The organism is Bacillus sp. 196mf (assembly GCF_003217275.1).
In the GTDB taxonomy this organism is placed as follows: domain Bacteria; phylum Bacillota; class Bacilli; order Bacillales; family Bacillaceae_G; genus Bacillus_A; species Bacillus_A thuringiensis_S.
The window spans coordinates 120,819-142,425 of sequence record NZ_QJTG01000012.1 but is presented as its reverse complement, the minus strand read 5'-3'; the positions used below and the strand labels follow the sequence as shown (position 1 = coordinate 142,425).

Here is a 21,607-nt window from a genome sequence, read left to right as displayed (position 1 = left end):
AACAGTAAAGAGAGGTAAATGATGTTAGGAGAGTTGATTCATTCGGTTTTAGTTTTTTTAGAAGGACTTGGTTATTGGGGAATTATGCTTGGATTAATGCTAGAGGTTATTCCAAGTGAAATCGTATTGTCTTATGCGGGTTATTTAGTATCAACAGGAAGCATTACATTTTGGGGCGCTGTCGCGTTCGGTACAATTGGTGGTGTAATTGCACAACTATTCATTTATTGGATTGGTCGATATGGAGGAAGACCTGTTCTTGAGCGATATGGAAAATATATTTTAATTCAGAAGAAACATATTGATTATGCTGAAGATTGGTTTAATCGTTATGGAACTGGCGTTATCTTTACCGCACGTTTTATTCCGGTTGTGCGTCATGCTATTTCAATACCAGCGGGTATTGCGAAAATGTCACATGCTAAGTTTATTACGCTAACTACATTAGCTGTTATTCCGTGGTCCATTGTGTTTGTATATTTAGGTTTTAAATTAGGAACAGAGTGGGAAAGTATTAATAAAGTTGCGGGGCCATATGTGAAATACTTTGCACTTGCTGCTATTGTTTGTGCAATTAGTTATTTTGTATTAAAAAAAATAATGAAAAAAAGTGATTACAGAAAAGGAATCTATGTCGACGTAGATTCTTTTTTATTGGCATTTTTTCAAGGATGAAAGAATACGTTTAATATTTACCATATTGTGGCATACATATAGAAAAAGGGTGCTTGGAAAGGGGAATAAAGAGAAATGGAACTCCAGTTTGAAAATGTATATCAACAGGTAGAGAATTGGTATGTGTTGGATTCGGAGCTTCCTTGGGATGTCAAAAAGTTGAGAGAGGATTTGTTTTCTCTTATTGAAGTATGTAAAACGCCCGTTATTTTTTGTGATACGTGTGATGCAAACGATGTGCTTCTATCATTAGGAGAAGAGGAAGAAGAGTTCCTATTCCCAGTAGGTGGTTTTTATCATAAAGAAAAACAATTAATTTTCGTTTGTATATGGGAAGAGTATGAGCAAGTTCTCAGAACGCTACTGCATGAATTCCGCCATGCGATGCAGCATAAGAGAGATATATTGTATGTGGGAAGTGAACGGTACGAAGAGCGGTGGATTGAAAAAGATGCGAGGAAGTTCGCGGAGAGGAAATTGGATGAATATAAGAGTAGAAAGTTAATGTAAAGCATAGTGGAGAAATAGCGCTGTGCTTTCTTTTTACTTATTAAAAATAAGTATTTGACTTTTATAAAGTTTAGTTCTAAACTAATGGTATGAAACGAGCGAGGTGATGAAATGAAAACAGAAGATAGACTAGGGCTACTATTATGGTTTCGTTTATCACGTTTTTATAATAAGAGTATTCGTGAGACGAATCAGCATTTGAAGAAATGGAATGTATCTGCCGCCCAGTTTGATGTGTTAGCTCAAGTTGGAGGACATGATCGTTTAACGCAGCAAGAACTTGGAAATAAGCTATTTGTTACGAAAGGAAATGTAACGCAGCTTTTAAATAAAATGGAGCAGTTTGAGTGGATTTCGCGTGAACAAGAGGGTACTACGAAATATATTTCTTTAACAGAAAAGGGAAGGGCTTTATATGAGGAAATCGTCCCACCTCAAGAAACGTTCCAAGCAGAGAAGTTTCATAATTTAAATATAGAGGAACAAAAGCAATTATTAACACTACTAAAAAAGTTACAGTAAGAAAAAATTTTAAAATAAATCTCGAATTCGAGATAGTATGAGGTGAAGGCTATGTTTAGAAAAGTTGATCATAAAAATATGGGCAGAGCAAATCATGGCTGGTTAAATACACATTTTCATTTCTCTTTTGCTAATTATTATAACCCAAATAACATGAACTTCGGAGCGTTACGTGTTATTAATGATGATCTAGTAGCGGCACAAACTGGTTTTGATATGCATCCGCACCGTGATATGGAGATTATTTCTTACGTTGTAGATGGTGCTTTAACACACGAAGACAGCATGGGAAATCGCGGAACGATTGAGCGTGGACATGTTCAATATATGAGTGCTGGCACGGGTGTATTTCATAGCGAGCATAATTTAGGCAATGAAACGCTGCGTTTATTACAAATTTGGATTTTACCAGACCGTGCGGATCATAAACCAAACTATGGTGAGTTTAAATTTGATTGGAGCAAGCGCGAAAATGAATGGTTCCATATGGTATCTTCAGTAGAAGGAAATGCACCAATTCAAATTCACCAAGATGCGAATTTATACTCCTTATCATTAGAGGCTGGAAAAGAAATTCATTTTCCAGTGAAAGAAGGCCGTCAATTGTACCTTGTACAAATTGAAGGAAGCAGTGTAATCAATGGTGAAAATCTTGTTATGCGTGATGCAGCAGAAGCGGTAGAAGATATTCACATTCAAGCGAAAGAGCAATCACACTATTTAGCAATTGAATTGAAAAAACAATAAAAGGTTTATAGAAAAGAGGACATCCGATAGATGTCCTCTTTTTTGATTGGAATTGTCTGAAAAATGTTTCTCAATTTTTTGGTAGAGGTATCGGTTGTAAAAATCAGAATTTTATAAAAGTGTCAAAAATCTTTATGGGAATGGGGAATGTTATAGTGAAAAAGCAAGTCATTTCATCAGCATTAGCGTTAACTGTTATCGCCGGGGGATTTGGAGCGTTTGGGGCAACGACAACGAAAGCGGAAGAACAAAAAATTCAATATCATCAAGAATTTAAAACACCTGCATACATAGGTGAAGAATGGAAAGCACCGGAAGGGCTAGATAAAAAAGAGACGGTCTTTCAATACTTAGAGAGTAAGAAAGATATGTTTAAATTAGCAGGAAATATTGAAAAGCATTTTAATATCGTTGGGGAAGAAAAAGACGCTGAATCTGATACGACACATGTAAAGCTAGTTGAGAAACATAATAACATTCCTGTGTACGGTTCTGATCAAACTGTTACACTTGATAAAGAGAATAATGTAAAAGCATTCTTCGGACAAGTTATTCCGAATTTAGATGATAAAAATATTCCTGCAGCTGCAAGCATTACTGCGGAACAAGCAGAAACAATTGCTAAGGCAGATATTGAGAAAGAAATTGGTAAAGTAAAGAGTTATGACGGTGTGAAAAAAGATTTATTTGTATATGAAAAGGAAGGTAATTACTACCTTGCATACTTAGTTAAGGCATCGATTTCAAAACCAGCTCCAGGGTATTGGCATTATTTTGTTGATGCAACAAATGGAAAAGTTATTGAGAAATATAATGCTGTAGATCACGTTACAGGGTTTGGCTACGGAGTATTAGGTGCTAGACAATCATTTGAAATTGCTCAAGATGAGAAAACAGGAGCATTCAATTTATTTGATGGTAAGCGTGGACAAGGTGTTCATACATTTGATGCAGAAAATATGGATGAAAACTTGTTTAATTTATTCTCACAATGGCTTGGATATACAGGCGAAGAAGTTGAAAGTAAATCTAAGTTCTTCGAGGATAAAGCTGCAGTCGATGCGCATGTAAATGCAGGAAAAGTATATGATTACTACAAAAAGACATTTAATCGTAACTCTTTCGATGATAAAGGTGCGAAGCTTATTTCTACTGTTCACGTAGGGGAGAGCTGGAATAACGCAGCTTGGAATGGTGTGCAAATGATGTATGGTGATGGCGATGGAAAAACATTCATTCCATTATCTGCGGGACTTGATGTTATCGGTCATGAATTAACGCATGCTGTAACTGAACATACAGCAAACCTTGTTTACAAAAATGAGTCAGGGGCGTTAAATGAATCATTATCTGACATTATGGGTGTTATGGTTGAGAAGAAGAGCTGGGATTTAGGTGCTGATATTTATACACCTGATAAACCTGGTGATGCACTTCGTTCACTAAAAGATCCGGCATCTATTCCAAACCCATTAAAACCAAGTGAAGGTTACCCAGATCACTATAGTAAACGTTATACTGGAACAGCTGATAATGGCGGCGTTCATATTAACAGTAGTATTAATAATAAAGCTGCTTATTTAGTATCTGAAGGCGGAGATCATTACGGCGTGAAAGTAACTGGAGTGGGCCGTGAAGCGACAGAAAAAATTTACTACCGCGCTCTTACGAAATATTTAACTGCAAACTCTGACTTCAAAATGATGCGTCAAGCTGCTCTTCAGTCAGCTGAAGATTTATATGGTAAAAACTCTAAAGCTGTACAAGCTGTAACGAAAGCTTATGATGCAGTAGGCGTAAAATAATAAGAGAAAAAAACCTGACTAGAGTGTCAGGTTTTTTTTCTTTATCCAGCTAGTCGCGAATACCTAATGCGATTTTCGCCATACGTGACATACGTTCTTTCGACCACGGTGGATTCCAAACGACATTTACTTCTATTTCATTGACTTCAGGTACGTTCGTTGATAATACTTTTTTAACGTCTGATACGATTTGCCCAGCCATTGGACAACCGATAGAAGTCATAGTCATCGTAATGACAGCATTATTATTTTCATCTGCTGTAACATCATACACTAATCCAAGATTAACGATATCAACACCTAGTTCAGGGTCAATAACAGCTTCTAAATTGGCAAATAATTTATTTTCAAATGCTTCTTGTGACATAAGCAGCCCCTCCTACATTTTAATGATATCGATTCTCATTATAACGGAAATGAGCATAATGTGCAGGAAATGAGCTCAAAAAAATATCCCTCTTTGAAAGAGGGATATTTTTTTGAAAATCTATTCTGTTTTAAAATGAGATACGAGTTGATCTAACTCTTCAACTGTTTGTTTCATTTTTCCAGCAGTTACTGTCATTTCATTCATAACGATAACTTTCTGTTCAGCAGATTGTGCCGTTGCGGCGGTTTCGCTGGATACTTCAGTCGAGATAGAAGCGATGTTATTAAGTGAAGCGTTCATTTCTTCAGCACTTGCAGCCATCTCTTCAGCAGTTGCTGATATATCTTGCATTTGAGTAGATACTTTATTTACTTGTTCTACAATTGTTGAGAAAGAAGTACCAGCTTCACGAATAACATTAATGCCTTCAAATGCTTCAGAACGGCCTTGAGACATCATAGAGCTAGCAGTTTCTGTATCATTTTGAATTTGATGTAGTAATTGATTAATGTCTGTTGCAGCTGTTTTAGATTGTTCAGCAAGTTTTCGAACTTCGTCAGCTACGACAGCAAATCCTTTTCCTTGCTCGCCAGCACGAGCTGCCTCAATAGAAGCATTTAAAGCAAGTAAGTTTGTTTGCTCAGCAATATTAGAAATAGATTGTACAGCAGTATCAATATATTTCGTATGAGTGATTAGACGTTCAACCACTTCTGACGTAGCATTTACAGCTTCGTGTATCGTTGTCATTTGTGAAACAGATTTTTGGATAACGGTACTTCCATCGCTAGCATGTTCAGATGTGGCAACAGCAAGTTCCGCTACAGATGAAGCAGATTCAGCAATACGCTGAACACTTACTGCCATATCGTCCATTGCAGTTGAACTTTCTTCCATACTAGAAGTTTGTGATTGAATACTTGCATTTAAGTTAGACATCGAGCTTTGGACTCTTACTGTCGCCTCACGTGATGTATTCGTTTTTTCTAGCATATTTTCAGAAGCAGTTTGTACTTCCACTGATGTTTTTTGAACACGATTAATGATATGTTGTAGGTTTTCTAACATTTTATTAAATGATGCTGCGATAGCACCGATTTCATCGTTGCTATTTACTTGTAGACGTGCCGTTAAGTCACCTTCTTGAGAGGCTAATTCTTTTAGTTTCGTGTCAATTTGTTGAATCGGTTTCACAAGTTTACCAGAGAACCACCATGCAAGAATAATTGCAGCGACAATACAAATAACAAGTGATAAGAAAATAACATATTCGATTAAGAGTGCAGATTGGTCAATTTTTTCAATAGATTGTTCACGTAATTTAGCTTGTTCATTACTGTAATTTGTGAAGTCACCAATTACTTTATAGACAGTTCCGTTCTCTGAAGAAGCTACTTGTAAAGCTTCTTCCCATTTTTGTTCTTTTGCAAGAGTGAATACTTTTTCTTCAACGAACTTTCTCCAAGTAGACCCTAATTCCATTGTGCTTTTTACGGACGAAGAAGCATTTGGATTAGAAAGAAGTTTATCTTTTGAATCCTCAAGACGTTTACTCATCTCATTAAACTTGTCTAATTCGACTTGATCATGTTGTAGTAAATAACCTCTTAAAGCAGAGAGCTGTACTTGATAAGCGTCTCCACGTTCTTTCAATTCTGTTGCCAGTGGAGAAATTTCTTTTTGTAATGTTTCAGCTTTACGAGATTGGTCGATAGCAAAAAATAAAATAAAAGCTAAGGCGATACCAAATAAAGCGCAAATCGTTCCCATCATGAACATAAGTTTTTTTCTGATACTTACAAAATTCATATGATAAAAAGCCTCCTTTGTGAAATCTTAGTATTAGAATTAATTAATGTAAAAAATTGAAAGAAAGCTTTACTCCAGTTGGAATAAAGCTTTCTTATTTCCTTTAGGAATTATAGCAGACGGAATGAGAGATAGAAAGAGATATTTTAAAGTGAAAAAAGAGAGACTGTAAAACTTTCTTTCTTATACCTTTGAGCTTGTGTCATTTTCACTTTAAGCGTTTGTTTTGAAATGAGAAACGAGAACTTCAAGTTCTTGTACGATTGTTTTCATTTCAGATGATTTGTTAGCCACGATACTCATTTTGTTTACTTGATCACCAGCCGAATGTGCTGTTTGTGATGTTTCTGCAGCAACTTCATTTGAAATAGAAGCGATATTATTTAAAGCTGCGTTCATTTCTTCAGAGCTTGCAGCCATCTCTTCAGCAGTTGCAGACATTTCTTGCATTTGCGTAGAGACTTTGTTAATGTGGTTAACAATTTCTGAGAATGAAGATCCAGCGGTACGAATAACCGTAATTCCTTCAGAAGCCTCTGCTTGACCTTGTGTCATCATGTCATTTGCTATTTTTGTATCAGTTTGAATTTGATGCAGTAAATGGTTAATGTCAGTTGCGGCTAGTTGAGATTGTTCAGCAAGTTTTCTAACTTCATCGGCAACAACAGCGAATCCTTTTCCGTGTTCACCAGCACGAGCTGCTTCAATAGAAGCATTTAAAGCAAGTAAATTTGTTTGTTCGGCGATATTCGAAATAGATTGAAGTGCAGTATCGATATGATTTGTATGTGTAATGAGTCGCTCAACTACTTGTGATGTAGCGTTAACGGCTTCGTTAATTGTATGCATTTGTGTAATAGATTTCTCAATGACTTTATTCCCATTATCTGCTTTTTCTGAAGTTGTGACAGCTAAACTAGTAACAGAAGAGGCGGACTCAGCGATACGCTGAACACTCGTTGCCATGTCATCCATTGCGGTTGAACTTTCTTCAATGCTAGAAACTTGTGAACGAATATTGTGTTCAAGAGCATTCATAGTTTCTTGGGTCCTTGCGGTATTTTCCATAGAAGCGGTTGTTTCAATAAATACATTTTCGGAAGCTTCTTTTACACTTGTTGATGTTTGTTGAACTTGTTTTATTATATGCTGTAAGTTAGTGAGCATTTGATTAAAGGAATTTGCAATGTCACCAATTTCATCTTTACTCGTTACGTGTAATCTAGCCGTTAAATCTCCATCTTGAGAAGCTAATTCTTTTAACTTCTCATCAATTTGTCGAATTGGTTTAACGAGTTTACCAGAGAACCACCATGCTAATAAAATAGACGTTAATGTACATGTAATGAGTGAGAAGAAAATAATATATTGAATAAGTGATGAAGAAGACTCGACATCAGCAATTAATGCGTCACGTTTCTCATTTTCTTCATTTGTATATTTATTAAAACGACCTAAAAGATCATTTACATAATCTGTTTGTGCTAAAGCAATTCTAGATGCTTCGTCCCATTTTCCTTCACGCGCAAGAGGGAGTACCTCATTATCTATGACGCTACGCCATTTTCCTCCCATTAAAATGGCTTCTTTCATTCCTTCTGGGAGCTTTTTGTCACTTGTTACTTTCTCTCTAGTATCAGCTAATTTTTTCCCTTCTCGGTTGAACTTATCTAATCCTTTTTGATCATGTGATAGCAAATATTCTTGTAAACCAGCAACTTGTCCTTGGAACCAATCGCCACGTTCTTTTAAAATCGTCGCTCTTTTCGATACATCATTTTTTAACGTTTCGATTTCACTTGCTTGATTCATGGCGAATGAAAGAATAACAATAAGAGCAATGCTAAATAAAGAAGAAATGCTTAAGAGTGTGAACAGTAGTTTTTTTCGAATACTAACATATTTCATCGTTACCCCTAACCTCATTTAAACTGTTTATTATGATTTATAGATATTTAAAACGAAATTAATAAAAACATTATTATGAAGTTATTAATCTGTTCAATAAAAATTATAGCAGATAATGGAAGGAGTCAGATTGGTATTAGAAAAAGTTCTTAAAATGTATACATTTGCATATCATAAAATTCATAAATAAATATTAGAAATGCTATTGAAATTTGAAATGACATCATGTATACTTTTAATTAGTTGATAACGATTATCAGTATCAACTAAAAAACATTACTCTTCGTTATGTTGGTCATACCCCTTTTTGACGACGTAAGTCAGAGACGAAATGTTGAAATATCTTGTGTCCTATTCTACAGAATTATGGTAATCTCCAACCTCAACTTATATGCGTGAGCATGCAAAAAGGATCCTATCCGTGAAGGGATCCTTTTTTGCATGCTGTCGCAATTATTGTATATAGACCAGGGATACGTTCTTCGATTCCTTCTGGTGCAGTAGAAGGGAAGACCCATCTTTGATGAGATCCATGTTCTTCAACTAGTTTTTCAATTTTAAAACGTTCTTCCGCAAGTGTTGTAATGATTTCTCCTAGCGTCCAGCGACGGATGGCTGTTTTAGGTAGCGATTCTTTCTGTGCTTCTGTAAGAAGGATGCTATAAGCAACATCATCTTCAATTAATTCTTCATCGAAATAATTTCCACTTGCTCGAAATGATGGATGGTCTACTCCTAATAGCTTTGTGTATATTGGATGGTAATCGCGAAGGATAAGTATCCCACCTGGCTTTAGTAGTTGAGAAATTTTTTTGAAAAGTGGTTTTAAATCTAGAAAGTAATGAAGTACACCAAGCTCCAGTAATACGATATCAAATGACTCGGAGAGATTTACATCTAGTACATCAGAAACGATGTAATGAATAGAGACGTCTGCGGCGGCAGCAAGTTCATTTGCATATTTTGCATTACTTGCTGAAATATCAACAACTGTTACGTCAGAGCCTAAAAGGGCGAGAGCAACAGCTTTATTTCCTTTTGAGCCGAGTAAATTAATAATACATTTTCCTTTTGGAGATTGTATGTAAGGTAAATAATGTGCTACTTCGCGTGTGGGATCTTCCATGATTTTTTTCGCATAATCCTCCGGTGCCCCATGGCGATTTGTCCAAGCTTCATAAGCAGCTGTATTCCAGCTTTTTTCATTTATAGTGCTTAGTTGTTTTTGGTTCAATGTTATCACTCCTTTTGTGAACGTATAGGTATTCGGCGGGAGGATGGGATTTCCTTTTCGTTCCGGATAAAAGTTTGATTTTTCTGTGATTAAGTCGTAAAATACTTGTTATACGTAAAAGCGTTGAAAAGGAAAAGTAGGATGAACACATTCTTTCCAGAGAGCTTCGGTAGCTGAGAAGAAGCAAGAATATTCATTTGAACAATGGCCTTTGAGCTTCGTCCTGAACTTATCAAATGATAATAGTAGGCGGCGACGAGAGTTGGTACTCGTTATCAAAACCACAGTATAAGAGCATAGAGCTCCGTACTTGTTAAGGCTAATTATGTGAGTGATTGGCGAAATAAGGTGGTACCGCGACTGTTTATACAGCCCCGCCCTTATCTTTTTTAAGATAGGGGCGGGGCTTTTTATATTTTAAAGGAGGAATATAAGATGAGTATTTTTATTGGAGGCGCTTGGCCGTATGCAAATGGTTCGTTACACCTTGGCCATATTGCGAGTTTATTACCTGGAGATATTTTAGCGCGTTATTACAGGGCAAAAGGTGAGAATGTGCTGTATGTTTCAGGGAGTGACTGCAATGGAACACCGATTGCAATTAGAGCAAAACAAGAAGGTGTGACAGCAAAAGAAATTGCTAATAAGTATCATGAAGAATTTCAGCGATGTTTTCGTGATCTCGGTTTTACGTATGATTGCTATACACGTACCGATAGCGAGCATCATCATGAAACTGTTCAAAAAGTTTTTTTACGTTTATTAGAAGAAGGCTATATTTATAAAAAAACAGTGGAACAAGCGTATTGTGAAACGTGTACGCAGTTTTTACCGGATCGTTATGTAGAAGGAATATGTCCATATTGCCATGAAGCAGCAAGAGGAGATCAATGCGATGCTTGTTCTGCTATTTTAGATCCTCTTGATTTGTTAGAAAAGAAATGTAAGTTATGTGGTAGTACGCCATCTGTAGAGGAAACAGAGCATTTCTATTTTGCATTGCATACATTTCAGGAGCAAATTAAAAAAGTTGTAGAAATCGCAAAAGAAAAAGGAACATGGCGTGATAATGCAATTCAATTAACGGAAAGATATGTAAAGGAAGGGTTACAAGATAGGGCTGTATCAAGAGATTTACCAATCGGGGTATCAATTCCAGTGAAAGGGTATGAAGATAAAAAAATTTACGTATGGATTGAAGCAGTGGCAGGATATTATTCAGCGAGTAAACATTGGGCTGAAGAAACAGGAAAAGATGATCAAGAGTTTTGGAATAGCGATGCGCAAACATATTATGTACACGGCAAGGATAATATTCCATTTCACTCCGTCATTTGGCCAGCGGTATTACTTGGAATAGGGGAAGAAGCAATCCCGCGTCATATCGTTTCGAATGAATATTTAACAGTTGAAAAAAGAAAATTATCTACAAGTAAAAACTGGGCAGTATGGGTGCCTGACATATTAGAACGCTATGATCCAGATTCTATCCGTTACTTCTTAACAGTAAATGCACCAGAAAATCGTGACACTGATTTTTCATGGCGTGAATTTATTTACAGTCATAATAGTGAATTGTTAGGAGCATATGGAAACTTCGTGAACCGCACATTAAAGTTTATTGAAAAATATTATGATGGCACTGTACCAAAGGGGACTATTGATATAGAGCTGAAAGATAAAGTAGAAGGATTATATAAAAATGTAGGAGAGGCGATTGAGCAAACTAAATTTAAGGTGGCGTTAGAGACAATATTTGATGCAGTACGTTTTGCAAATAAATATTTTGATGAAAAGCAGCCTTGGAAACAAAGAGAAGATGATCCAGTTTCGTGTGAAGAAACGATTTATAACTGTGTGTATCTTATCGCTAATTTTGCAAATCTCCTTGAACCGTTTTTACCATTTTCAAGTGAAAGAGTTAGAAGCACATTGTCGATTATTAAACGAAATTGGGAACCGCAAAATACGTTGCCAAGTAGAATTGATAGCGTGCAGCCACTATTTGAGCGAATCGATGTAAAACAAATTGAGCATGAGGTAGGGAAGCTATATGGAGCGGTAAAGTGAAATATAGAAAAAGACCTTTCAAGTAAATGAAAGGTCTTTTGTTATGCAGTATGATTCTCTTTCTTATCTTTCAAAAAGAAAAGTACGGCAAGGATTACAAGAATAATAGCTGCAATAGCATACGTTATTTTAAATGTAGTATTAAAGTTTAAGTACTCTACGAAAGGAGTTTTCACTGCTCCTGCATATATACAAACGGGAATGAGAAGTAAATCGTAAAATTTCTTTTCTTTCATATATCTTATTAGGAAGAAGATACACATAATAGCAAAAAATATGATGCTTAAAATAGTCATTTATACCTCCAGATAAATTTACTTATTTTAATTGCAGTTATATCTTTTATATAAATTCTGTATTTTTTCAAGCGCTATGCACGCGATTGTGTTTCCTTTCTTTCCTAGCCGTAAGCAGCTGAGGAGTGAAAATCCCAACCAATATAAAAATAATACCAATCCACTGCATGAATGTTACGACTTCATGTACAAGTGTAATAGAAGCGATAATAGCAGTTGGTAATTCAGCTGCACCTAATATTGTACCGAGTCCTGTTCCAACCTTTGGTACACCGATTGAAAAACAAATGACAGGTACAACAACGCCGAATAATCCGAGGAAGAAAGCATATTTCCATAGACCGGCTTGGAGGGCACCATCTGTTAAAAAGGTTGGTGGGAAGAATAGACATACGATAAGAGTCGCACTTGTTGTCATGAGAAAGCTTTTCGTATAAGGGGGAACATCTGTAGCAACGCGTCCGCTTGCAAAAACATAGAATGAAAAAGAGACTGCAGCTAATAGTCCAAAGATAATCCCTTTCGTAGAAAAACTTTGTCCGAGGCCTTCAAATACACCACCTGCAAACAATGTACCAGCAAATAAAATAAGGATAGATATGATCTTATCGCGGCTTGGAAAGGTTCGATTTGCAATCGCTTCGATAATGACACCAATCCAAGTGAACTGAAAGAGTAGGACGACAGCGATAGATGCGGGTAGTTCTTCTACAGAAATAGCGTAGAAAATCCCAGTCATACTCATTGTTGTTCCGACGGTTAGTAATGAAAAGAATTGTTTTTTTGTTACTTTATGACGTGAAAAGAAAAGAACGAGTAGAAATAGTCCAATCCATCCGAAGACATATTGTCCCCCTAATAGTTGATGTGCTGAAAATCCATTTATGAATCCGAGTTTGAAAATAGTTGAAAGTATGCCGTAGCTGCAAGCACCGAATAAAACGAGCAATGAATATTTAAACTTATCCATAAAAAATCCTCCTTTTAAGTAATAAAAAACGCCCGCTATCCAAATAAGGATAACGGGCGAACGAAACAGAGTAAGACACTCTACAAAATTCCGCCACTCACACATGAAGTATGAGTTTGGGGTATGTAATTATAGTGAATGTTACATTGCTTTTGGGAATACAATGGAGCATTTTACACCTTGAGCTGTGTTTTGTATCCCGTAAGGAAACTGATGTTTATCTAATATTTGTTTCACGATATATAATCCAAGACCACTACCTTGTACTAAACCGTGTTTATCAGGGTTTGCGCGATAGAAAGGCTCAAATAAATGAGCAAGTTTATCTTCATCAATTTGTGAACCTGTATTCAATACTTCTAATGCGTAACCGTTTGGTTTTTCATAAAGCTTTATATATACGTGCTGATGGTCAATTGTATAATGAATTGCATTTGAAATAATGTTAAAAATAGCAGTTTGAATAAATTTAGGATCAGCTAAAATTTGTACGTCGTGTTTAATATTAGATTGTACATTTAATTGTTTTACAGATACAAAGTAATCTACTTTCTTTATAACATCCTCAATAATATTAGATAAAGAAATGACTTCTAAATTCGGTTTAAATTGAGGGTTTTGTATTTTGGATAATTCCGACATTTTTTCCGTTAATATGTTAATGTCTTGCATCATCTCGTAGGAACGTTTCAAATACTTATCTCTATCTTTATAAGCTCCAATTCCGTGAATCATGCCATCTAGTTGTCCCATAACGGCTGCGATGGGTGTTTTTAATTCATGGGATACCATAGACATAAATTCTTTACGAGATTGTTCTAATTGTTGTTCCTTCTTGAGCTCATTTCTTAAATCTTGATTGCTTTCATGTAAATTCTTCACAATATTTGGTACTTGTGAAGCGGCTACTGACAAATTAAAATCTGTTTGATCTGTATTTTTGTTAAGTAGCTTTTTATCTGAGAAATCAAGATTCATAATATCTTTTAAAGCATCGCTCATATATTGAAAAGGTTTAGCAATTAGTTTTGCGTACATTAAAGATCCGAGTAGAGATAATGCAAGCATTGTCGCGCCAACCTGTGGAGCTAACTGCTGCAACGCATCTGCTAACTTTGGATTATCATTTGTATCATTTGTTTTACTTGCTGCATTTTGTGTATGTAAGGCATCATTATTAGCGGCTTTCTTTTCTGCTTCTGTAAGCTGATTAGAAGTGCTATTTTTCCCCGAAAGGTTTTGTGTATGTTCTTTTGCTTTTGCAGTTTGGCTAGGCTGCAAAAGGTGATTGATAGCTGCAGAAAGAGATTTATAATCTACAATAGAAGATTGGAAATTAGAAATGTTCCCTTCTGACACAGCTTTATTTTGATTCGTTTTACTTTGATCGTTTTGCTTATCTGAATCCGCCTGTTCTGTAGTCGGCGTTCCATTTTCTTTCGCAAAACGTTCTTTATCGTAGTTTGAAGCTAGAAAGTAAATAATTTGATAAAGACAAAGTGATAAAAGAATACAAAATAATAAGGTTTTGATGAAAATATTTTTGGTGATGTTGTCTTTACTACGATTCGATTTTGTAGCCAATACCTTTCACCGTTTTAATATAAGTAATTCCTAATTTTTTTCTTAGGTTTTTAATATGTGTATCTATAACTCTTACATCACCATAATGTTCATAGCCCCATACCTTATTCAACAAATCACTTCTTGATAATACTTTTCCTCGATTTTGCAGTAAAGTATAAATAATTTCAAATTCTTTTGTTGTCAATTCAATTTGATTACCATGAACATAAGCTGCATATGCTGTAGAGTTTAACATCAATTCATGGAATTGTAGTATAGTTGCAGCTTCTGCTTCCTTCGTTGCTGCCCTTCTTAATACAGCCTCTACACGCTTAATAAATACAGTGTAATGGAACGGTTTCGTAATATAGTCATCAATACCTAACTCAAATCCTTTAATTTCACTTTCTTCATTATGTAAGCCTGTTAACATAATGATTGGTACATCAGATTGTCCTCGCATAATTTTACAAATACTATAGCCATCTATATCTGGTAACATTACATCGAGGAGGACAAGATCATATGAATTTTTTTGGAAAAGAAGAATACCTTCTGTTCCAGCACCAACTACATCAACGGTAAAGTTTTGTGCCATTAGAAATTCACGAATAAGTTCTTGTATATCTGGGTTGTCTTCAATCACCAGTATATGCGTCATAGTAACACCTCCTAAATAACGCTTTTTACTGCAATATTCGAATTCATCATTTTTCGAGTGACTCAGATTGTTTATACATATAATAAGCCCCCGCTATAAAATAATCATGAAGGTAGCAAGGGGAATAGTTTAGTGTTACTGAATAGTTCAGAATTACAGTAGTTCTATTATAGTATGTATTATAAAATTTATAAAACATTATAACTGTATAATTTTAATATCTACGTTTATCAATGTTTAGATATTAGCTAATCAAATCTATTCCTATTATATATGTAAATACAGTTGTTTTGCTACTGTAAATGAATAAATAAAATAAGCCAAGACATAAAATTCTTGGCTACACATAAATCTTGTTTTTAGGCTATTTGACAGTGACAGTAGCTTGCTGCTGAACGCGCTCAAATAACCAGTGTATATCATTATTATACATACGAATACAACCAAGTGTTGTCCATTTGCCGATTGCTTGATTATTGTTAGTTCCGTGAATCGCATAAGTTGTTCCGTAAGTTCCTGCCATATTTAATCCAAGCCAACGGTCACCAAGTGGATTACGTGGATCCCCGCCTTTAATTTTGCCTGTATAATAAGGGCGGTTTTTAATTTTATTTACGATTTGAAAAGTGCCTTTAGGTGTAGGCGTTGCAGCTTTTCCAGTAGCGACAGTAAAACTTTTTATAAATTTGCCATCCTGATAATAATCCATTTTATTTAACTGAGTGTCTACAATTAATTGATCTTTCGTTGTAGCGGCCTCTGCGCTAGCGAATGGAAGAGTTAAAAATCCTAATGATAATAGTGCGCTTAATAATAATTTTTTCATTGTTATTCTCCTTTTACTATCGTAATAGTCTTACATACAATGAAGTTGTAATCCTCGTAATGCTTTATTTACATTTTCATCTAATGTTTCAAAGAATGTAGTGATTTTGCTGTTGTGTTTGTTGTTTTTATCAATAAGTAATCTTTCGTTCAATAAAAGCTCACCACGTAGTCCAAAACTTTGAACTTGAATATTTAGCTCATCTTCATTTTCAGAAATAATTGGTAAGAAATAGTGAAAAGCTTTCGTTGGAATGATGTAGCTTTTGCCAATCATGCTTTCTTGGTTTGAGTTAGTCCATTTTTTCGTGACAATTTTAATATTCTTTTTTGAAACGATAAAAGATAGTGTTGTAGATTTTGTTAAACTTACGTCAAATTCACTTGTTTCACATATGTGTAAATTAAAAACGGTTTCATTTTGATGAGATTCAACATTTGTATTAATAAAATCGTGCATTTTATATGCTTCCATTTCGTATTCACCCTTTTTTCAATTTCGAAAAACGACTTATATTTATTCAAATTAATGCTTAGTCATATATTAGTTAAATTTTTCAACAAATTCCGATATAATCTTACAATACGTATATGAAGCTAATATGAAGTTAGCATGAGTTTGTGGTGGTTTTTTATTGAGAACAAAATAAGAAAGGTTTTTCAGTGTTAAAAAATGGATAAAATTTGCATATTATTAATGCGTCTTTTTGTTATTTCGACTTGAAAAATGCTTTTAGCTACTTAATAAAGAACGGAAATCATTAGTGTGACCCTTACAAAAATGTAATAAAAATGTAAGCTATTGTGATAGTTATTTCGACAATTTTTTTATACAATAATAGTAAGAAGTTGTACGTGATTGAAAGGAGAGATGACATGGAATGGATTCATGAATTATTTCAGCAATACGGGTACTATGTTGTACTTGTAGGTTTGCTGTTAGAATATATTGCACTTCCGTTTCCGGGAGAGCCAACGTTAGCATATGCGGGATTTTTAGCACATAAGGGTGATTTAAGTTTACCGATTTTAATTATTCTATCCTTTATTGGGACAAGTGTAGGAATGACGATTCAATACTTTTTAGGAAATAAATTAGGTATGCCTTTCATTCAAAAGTATGGGAAATACGTATTTTTAACACAAAGAAAAATTGACTTAACGAGAATGTGGTTTGATAAGTATGGGTACTTCTTAATTTTTATTGGTTTCTTTATTCCTGGTGTACGTCATTTCACAGGATACTTTGCAGGAATTATTAATTTACCATTCCGTCGTTTTGCCATTACAATTTATTCAGGCGCTCTATTTTGGGTATCATTCTTCTTAATCGGTGGTTACTGGTTAGGTGGAAATTTACATGATATCTTTGGAGTGCTAGAAGGTCATATCGGTAAAATCATTTTTGGAGTTATTGTGATTGTAGCGGTTACGTTAGGTATTCGTTTCCGTAAGCAGTTAAAACGAGTATTACTACAAAACGCAAGCTAATATGAAATCCATTCTATGTCAGAATTTAGGAAGGCAGTGCAAAAGCACTGCCTTTTTTATTTTATTGTTAAGACTATGTTTAATGCACATTTTACATTCTTTATAGGAATTTGATACAGGATAAGAAATAAGTATCTTGTCAATTATTATAGTCGTAATGACAATTATAATTGACAAAGATAAGGATATTATTTACAATTTTAATTAAATAAATGAAAAAGAGGGAAGACATGAAGCTTCAAAATCGAGTGAGGGAATTACGAGCAAAGCATCGTTTATCACAAGGGGATTTAGGGAAAGCGATTGGATCATCACGGCAAACGATTAGTTTAATTGAGCGCGGGGATTATGCACCATCTATCGTATTGTCGTTAAAAATCGCACAAATTTTCAATGTACCGGTGGAGGAAATATTTACGTTAGTAGAGGGGGAAGAGGACGATGAAGAGTAAGAGTAAGCGAAAAAAACAATTTGATTCTGTGGGGAAAATAGCATTAAGTATGATAGGAGGCTTTTTAACGTCTTATATAGCTTTAAATTTACTCTCGGATGAACCGAGAAAATTATCATCCAATACATTTATAGGTATATGTACTATTTTTGGAATTTTAATGATGTACTATACTTGGAAGAATACACGTATGTTAGCAGAGGCACGCGATGAAGAAGAGAGCGTACAAGGCAGAAAATTAGGCATTATAAGTATATATTTACGTGTAGGTGATATAGTTACGCAGGCATGGTTTGTATATGCAGTTATTACATGTAGACGTGCACTGTTGCAGGATACAAATGTTTCATTTGCGGTGTGGAATTTAGTAGCTTCTATTGTTTGTTTAACTACTGTAGTAACTATCGGACTCATAACAAAAAATCGTTATAACAAGCTATATCCTGAACAAGGTGTAACGTATATGGAATCTATGAAAATGTGGACGAAAAATGCAGATGAAGGATTAAAGCACATTGTGCATGAGGCTGGATATAAAGCGTATGAATTTACGAATACAATATTGGCATATGTATGGTGGGCTGCCGTTATATATACAGCTGCTAGTGATATCGATTTTGTGTTAATTGGTTTAATCTCATTTATTTGGATATTGCATCTCGGGAAGTTCATGTACGAAATGCAGAGAAAAATGATTTATTAAGGGGAGAAAAAGGTGGATATTTTAAGAAGGCCAGCTGGCTCAATGACAGTGGCGCTAATTCTGTCCATTTTATACGGAGTAATCCGAACTGGGAAATTAGAAGTAATTTTGAACCTATGGGCAATAGTTGGAATTTCATTGTTAGTGTTAGCCATTCATGAGCTAGGACATGTAGTATTTGGTGTAATAGGTGGTTTAACATTTAAATTTATGACAGTAGGACCCATTACTATTCAAAAAGAAAAGGGAAAATTACGCATTCGAGAAAATAAATTATGGGCGTACTTTGGAGGCGTTGCAACACTAGTACCACCTTCTATAGAGACACCGAATCTTTCGAAAAAATGGGCGTGGCTCACTTTAGGTGGACCGATTACGAGTTTACTATTTGGTATTACTTCCGGTTACATATACATGGTGAGTTATTATCAATATCTTTTATATTTTTCCTTTTTCCATTTTGCAATCTTTGTGGTTACAATTGTGCCGATAAAAGGAATGCTTATGAGTGATGGGATGCAATTTCTTATTTTAATTAAAGATGATGAAAGAGCTAGAAATCACTTATATGAGATTCAAATATCGAGTGAGTTATTTAGTTATAAAAGACCGAAAGATTGGGATGAAAGATTAGTAGAATTGAGTGAGGAGAAAATAAAAGAGAATAAAGGGATAAGAGAGATAATGAGTAGACTTATGCTCGTCTTTTTTGCTCGTGCAGATCAAGAGGGGATGGAAAGAGCGATACCGTATATAGAACGAATTGTTCAACTACCTGTAACGAAAGAAAATAAGTTTTTCGTTAGTAGTTTTCATAGTTGGTACCTTTTATATAAAGCCCTTTATCAGATGGATAGTCTTTCTTTGCAAGAAGCAAAGGAACATGCAAAGGCTATTACAAAAATGGACCTAAGTGGATATTACCGTACACAAGGAATTATTAAATATGTAGAGGGCAATATGGAAGCGTCCCGTACTTATATGAAGAAAGCTGATCAAGAATTAAAGAGCGCCGAGAAGAGTGAAATGGGATATTTACAATTAGAAAGAGAATGGTTTAAGCAGCTGAAAGAGAGGGTATCTTACGATGGGTGAGGTATCCTCTTTTTTATATGTCATCTTATGCCGTTCCATAAACAGCCTAGGGCGAGTAAAATGAGATAAGAAGAGCAAAGCTTGGAGGAAGTAAATATGGAAATCTTATCAATTATTTTGATAGTCTTGCTCATTTATGTTGTTTTTAAAGTGGCATATGTAGCATTAAAGATACTCGCGATCCTATTAATTATCTTTTTAATCGTAGAGTTCGGCAGTAAGTTGCTTGGGGGATAGGGTGTGTTGTGCGTTTTGAGTGTCGAAGGTTGTCGGTAAATCGATATCTTGTGTCGAAGCGTTGATATAATGAAAAAATCGTTGATATAAGTGGAGAAACAATCGATATATTTGAAAAATCGTTGATATATTTTAGTGAATACGAAGTGGGGTATATGGAAAAGAAGTTGCCGTGAGGGTAACTTCTTTTTATCGTGATGCGGGGATATGCAAACCAACATAAAAAAGCTGGAAGAGTATCTTCCAGCTTAAGAGTTACTTTCGATTTGGCGACCGCTATCTTCTTCATTGTCTTGTAATAGGTTGAATACGTCTGCTAAGCAGAATGCAATGAACCAAGTCCATAGACCGTGGAAGAAAGCTGAGCTTAATTGAAGTGGTAATGTATAGTTTGTCATTGAGTAGGAAATACATCCACCAACGATTCCGATCATTGTTAATAACATTGTTTTTTGAGCATTTTCTTCTGGATTAAAGAGGAAGTAAATGTATCCGCCTAAAATTGAAGCGCTTACAAGTGTTTCGATTCCATTAAAGATGATATTCTCTCCAAGCTGAGTGTTTGTCCAGAAGCAGATTGTTCCGCCGATAATAGCAAACAGGACAGCTATTGTATATCGTATATATTGATTCATATGTTCATCTCCTTATGTAATAAGATGATTTGGAAGTCAAAAAGGTAGGTATAGTATATTGAAGTGAGTTTTAATTGTACGTATCTTTTTATAAAAAGATCATTGAAGAGTAACTAAGATGATCGGTTGTTTAAACCGTTACGTGTATGGTGTCTGAAATATACCCGACTGCTCGTTTCTTTTTGCTTGTAAAATAAGAGAAACTTCCAAGTCTATATACTCTTTTTTTGTGAGTCTGCTTTCATTATAACACATTTAGGGACATAATAATAGAATTATCTGATTTTGTAATAAGTGTAAAAAATAAAAAGCGCAAGGAAATACCATTAACGGTGCAGTTTAGTGGAAGAAGGATTTTAATTTATTATGATGAAATATGTAATAAAGGTGAGATCTAAGAAGGAGGCTTAAATACTATAAAAAATGTTTTATAGTATGAATGTAAGGGAGGAGAGCTAACTTGGAGTTCACAACAGAAAGATTAATAATTAGACCTTTTAAGAGTACTGATTTACAGGATGTATTTGTTATTTATAATAGTGATGATACATGTAAGTTCCTATTACATAATAAGTGGACTCATGAAGACATGCAGAAAAGATTTAATAAGAAGTTAGCAAATAATGTACTTACTAAAGAATCAATATTAAGTTTGGCAGTTATATACAAAACTAAAGTAGTTGGTGATTTATCCGTATGGTACACAAATATGAAAGACACTGTTGAGATTGGTTATAGTTTTTCAAATGAAGTAGCTGGGAAAGGTTTGGCGACAGAAGCAGTAAGTAGTTTGGTATTGAAATTATTTAATGAATTTAATGTACATCGTATACAGGCTAATCTTGATGCACGTAATACAGCTTCACAAAAATTGTGTGAACGAATAGGCATGAGAAAGGAAGCCCATTTCATACAAGATTTTTGGAATAAAGATGAATGGACAGATAGTATTGTATATGGGATGCTATCCTCCGATTTGTAGTAATAAACTTAGTGATTTTATTATGCTAAAAGGTACGTGAGTTG

General features: G+C 34.9%; 23 protein-coding genes and 1 other annotated feature. Of the genes, 12 read left to right on the top strand and 11 right to left on the bottom strand.

Annotation, left to right across the window (positions count from 1 at the left end; genetic code table 11):
- Positions 1–21: 21 nt before the first annotated feature.
- From uptA to nprB, 5 genes are all read left to right on the top strand, one after another.
- Entirely contained in the window at positions 22–675 is a 654-nt protein-coding gene (gene uptA, locus ATL10_RS17965) for an undecaprenyl phosphate transporter UptA (RefSeq protein ID WP_098533238.1), read from the top strand.
- A gap of 75 nt (positions 676–750) precedes the next feature.
- Positions 751–1,185: a DUF3920 family protein gene (locus ATL10_RS17960; protein ID WP_000422785.1), complete on the top strand. Its 435-nt coding sequence runs from the start codon at positions 751–753 to the stop codon at positions 1,183–1,185.
- 111 nt (positions 1,186–1,296) lie between these two features.
- The gene (locus tag ATL10_RS17955; protein WP_110497274.1) at positions 1,297–1,707 is read left to right on the top strand and encodes a MarR family winged helix-turn-helix transcriptional regulator; all 411 of its coding nucleotides are present in this window, start codon (positions 1,297–1,299) and stop codon (positions 1,705–1,707) included.
- Positions 1,708–1,758: 51 nt separating this feature from the next.
- Entirely contained in the window at positions 1,759–2,454 is a 696-nt protein-coding gene (locus tag ATL10_RS17950) for a pirin family protein (protein WP_000488934.1), read from the top strand.
- 155 nt (positions 2,455–2,609) lie between these two features.
- Complete coding sequence (nprB, locus tag ATL10_RS17945; protein ID WP_065229524.1) at positions 2,610–4,259, top strand: neutral protease NprB; 1,650 nt, start codon at positions 2,610–2,612, stop codon at positions 4,257–4,259.
- Positions 4,260–4,308: 49 nt separating this feature from the next.
- On the opposite strand, the gene ATL10_RS17940 is transcribed toward nprB, so the two are convergent.
- The 4 genes from ATL10_RS17940 to ATL10_RS17925 form a co-directional block, all read right to left on the bottom strand.
- Positions 4,309–4,626, bottom strand: coding sequence for a metal-sulfur cluster assembly factor (locus ATL10_RS17940; protein ID WP_000076418.1), 318 nt, complete (start codon positions 4,624–4,626; stop codon positions 4,309–4,311).
- A 120-nt stretch (positions 4,627–4,746) separates the two neighbouring features.
- Entirely contained in the window at positions 4,747–6,438 is a 1,692-nt protein-coding gene (locus tag ATL10_RS17935) for a methyl-accepting chemotaxis protein (RefSeq protein WP_016513203.1), read from the bottom strand.
- A gap of 213 nt (positions 6,439–6,651) precedes the next feature.
- Positions 6,652–8,346 carry a methyl-accepting chemotaxis protein gene (locus ATL10_RS17930; protein ID WP_016513202.1) on the bottom strand — a complete coding sequence of 565 codons (1,695 nt, stop codon included), beginning with the start codon at positions 8,344–8,346 and terminating at the stop codon, positions 6,652–6,654.
- Between the two features lie 415 nt (positions 8,347–8,761).
- Positions 8,762–9,580: a class I SAM-dependent methyltransferase gene (locus tag ATL10_RS17925; RefSeq protein WP_001072258.1), complete on the bottom strand. Its 819-nt coding sequence runs from the start codon at positions 9,578–9,580 to the stop codon at positions 8,762–8,764.
- Between the two features lie 114 nt (positions 9,581–9,694).
- Positions 9,695–9,965: a binding site (T-box leader), on the top strand.
- 50 nt (positions 9,966–10,015) lie between these two features.
- Here ATL10_RS17925 and metG point away from each other — a divergent pair.
- Positions 10,016–11,650 carry a methionine--tRNA ligase gene (gene metG, locus ATL10_RS17920; RefSeq protein ID WP_000021585.1) on the top strand — a complete coding sequence of 545 codons (1,635 nt, stop codon included), beginning with the start codon at positions 10,016–10,018 and terminating at the stop codon, positions 11,648–11,650.
- A gap of 41 nt (positions 11,651–11,691) precedes the next feature.
- On the opposite strand, the gene ATL10_RS17915 is transcribed toward metG, so the two are convergent.
- The 6 genes from ATL10_RS17915 to ATL10_RS17890 form a co-directional block, all read right to left on the bottom strand.
- Positions 11,692–11,946, bottom strand: coding sequence for a hypothetical protein (locus tag ATL10_RS17915; RefSeq protein ID WP_110497272.1), 255 nt, complete (start codon positions 11,944–11,946; stop codon positions 11,692–11,694).
- 67 nt (positions 11,947–12,013) lie between these two features.
- On the bottom strand, positions 12,014–12,916 hold the full coding sequence (locus ATL10_RS17910; RefSeq protein ID WP_000357148.1) for an EamA family transporter: 903 nt from the start codon (positions 12,914–12,916) through the stop codon (positions 12,014–12,016).
- A gap of 141 nt (positions 12,917–13,057) precedes the next feature.
- Positions 13,058–14,500 (bottom strand): sensor histidine kinase, encoded by a 1,443-nt coding sequence (locus tag ATL10_RS17905; RefSeq protein ID WP_000201961.1) that lies wholly within the window; start codon positions 14,498–14,500, stop codon positions 13,058–13,060.
- Entirely contained in the window at positions 14,478–15,143 is a 666-nt protein-coding gene (locus ATL10_RS17900; RefSeq protein ID WP_000148834.1) for a response regulator transcription factor, read from the bottom strand. The genes ATL10_RS17905 and ATL10_RS17900 overlap by 23 nt, the downstream gene beginning before the upstream one ends.
- Positions 15,144–15,507: 364 nt before the next feature.
- On the bottom strand, positions 15,508–15,969 hold the full coding sequence (locus ATL10_RS17895; RefSeq protein WP_000735058.1) for a L,D-transpeptidase: 462 nt from the start codon (positions 15,967–15,969) through the stop codon (positions 15,508–15,510).
- 30 nt (positions 15,970–15,999) lie between these two features.
- Positions 16,000–16,443, bottom strand: coding sequence for a DUF3978 family protein (locus tag ATL10_RS17890; RefSeq protein WP_000388762.1), 444 nt, complete (start codon positions 16,441–16,443; stop codon positions 16,000–16,002).
- 401 nt (positions 16,444–16,844) lie between these two features.
- Between ATL10_RS17890 and ATL10_RS17885 the strand changes: the two genes are divergently transcribed.
- The 5 genes from ATL10_RS17885 to ATL10_RS17865 all read left to right on the top strand — a co-directional run bounded on the left by ATL10_RS17885 (position 16,845) and on the right by ATL10_RS17865 (position 19,946).
- A complete protein-coding gene (locus ATL10_RS17885) occupies positions 16,845–17,459 on the top strand; it encodes a DedA family protein (RefSeq protein WP_000454754.1) in 615 nt (204 codons plus the stop codon).
- 230 nt (positions 17,460–17,689) lie between these two features.
- Positions 17,690–17,911: a helix-turn-helix transcriptional regulator gene (locus ATL10_RS17880; RefSeq protein ID WP_000776168.1), complete on the top strand. Its 222-nt coding sequence runs from the start codon at positions 17,690–17,692 to the stop codon at positions 17,909–17,911.
- On the top strand, positions 17,901–18,614 hold the full coding sequence (locus tag ATL10_RS17875; protein ID WP_075719344.1) for a DUF3169 family protein: 714 nt from the start codon (positions 17,901–17,903) through the stop codon (positions 18,612–18,614). Before ATL10_RS17880 ends, ATL10_RS17875 begins: the two co-directional genes overlap by 11 nt.
- A gap of 42 nt (positions 18,615–18,656) precedes the next feature.
- Positions 18,657–19,709, top strand: coding sequence for a zinc metalloprotease (locus ATL10_RS17870; protein ID WP_053565466.1), 1,053 nt, complete (start codon positions 18,657–18,659; stop codon positions 19,707–19,709).
- Between the two features lie 96 nt (positions 19,710–19,805).
- On the top strand, positions 19,806–19,946 hold the full coding sequence (locus ATL10_RS17865) for a DUF3985 family protein (RefSeq protein ID WP_000404758.1): 141 nt from the start codon (positions 19,806–19,808) through the stop codon (positions 19,944–19,946).
- Between the two features lie 248 nt (positions 19,947–20,194).
- Here the strand turns inward: ATL10_RS17865 and ATL10_RS17855 are convergent, their stop codons facing one another.
- The gene (locus ATL10_RS17855) at positions 20,195–20,581 is read right to left on the bottom strand and encodes a DUF3938 domain-containing protein (protein ID WP_001077773.1); all 387 of its coding nucleotides are present in this window, start codon (positions 20,579–20,581) and stop codon (positions 20,195–20,197) included.
- A gap of 460 nt (positions 20,582–21,041) precedes the next feature.
- Between ATL10_RS17855 and ATL10_RS17850 the strand changes: the two genes are divergently transcribed.
- Complete coding sequence (locus ATL10_RS17850) at positions 21,042–21,563, top strand: GNAT family N-acetyltransferase (protein ID WP_000397314.1); 522 nt, start codon at positions 21,042–21,044, stop codon at positions 21,561–21,563.
- Positions 21,564–21,607 lie beyond the last annotated feature (44 nt).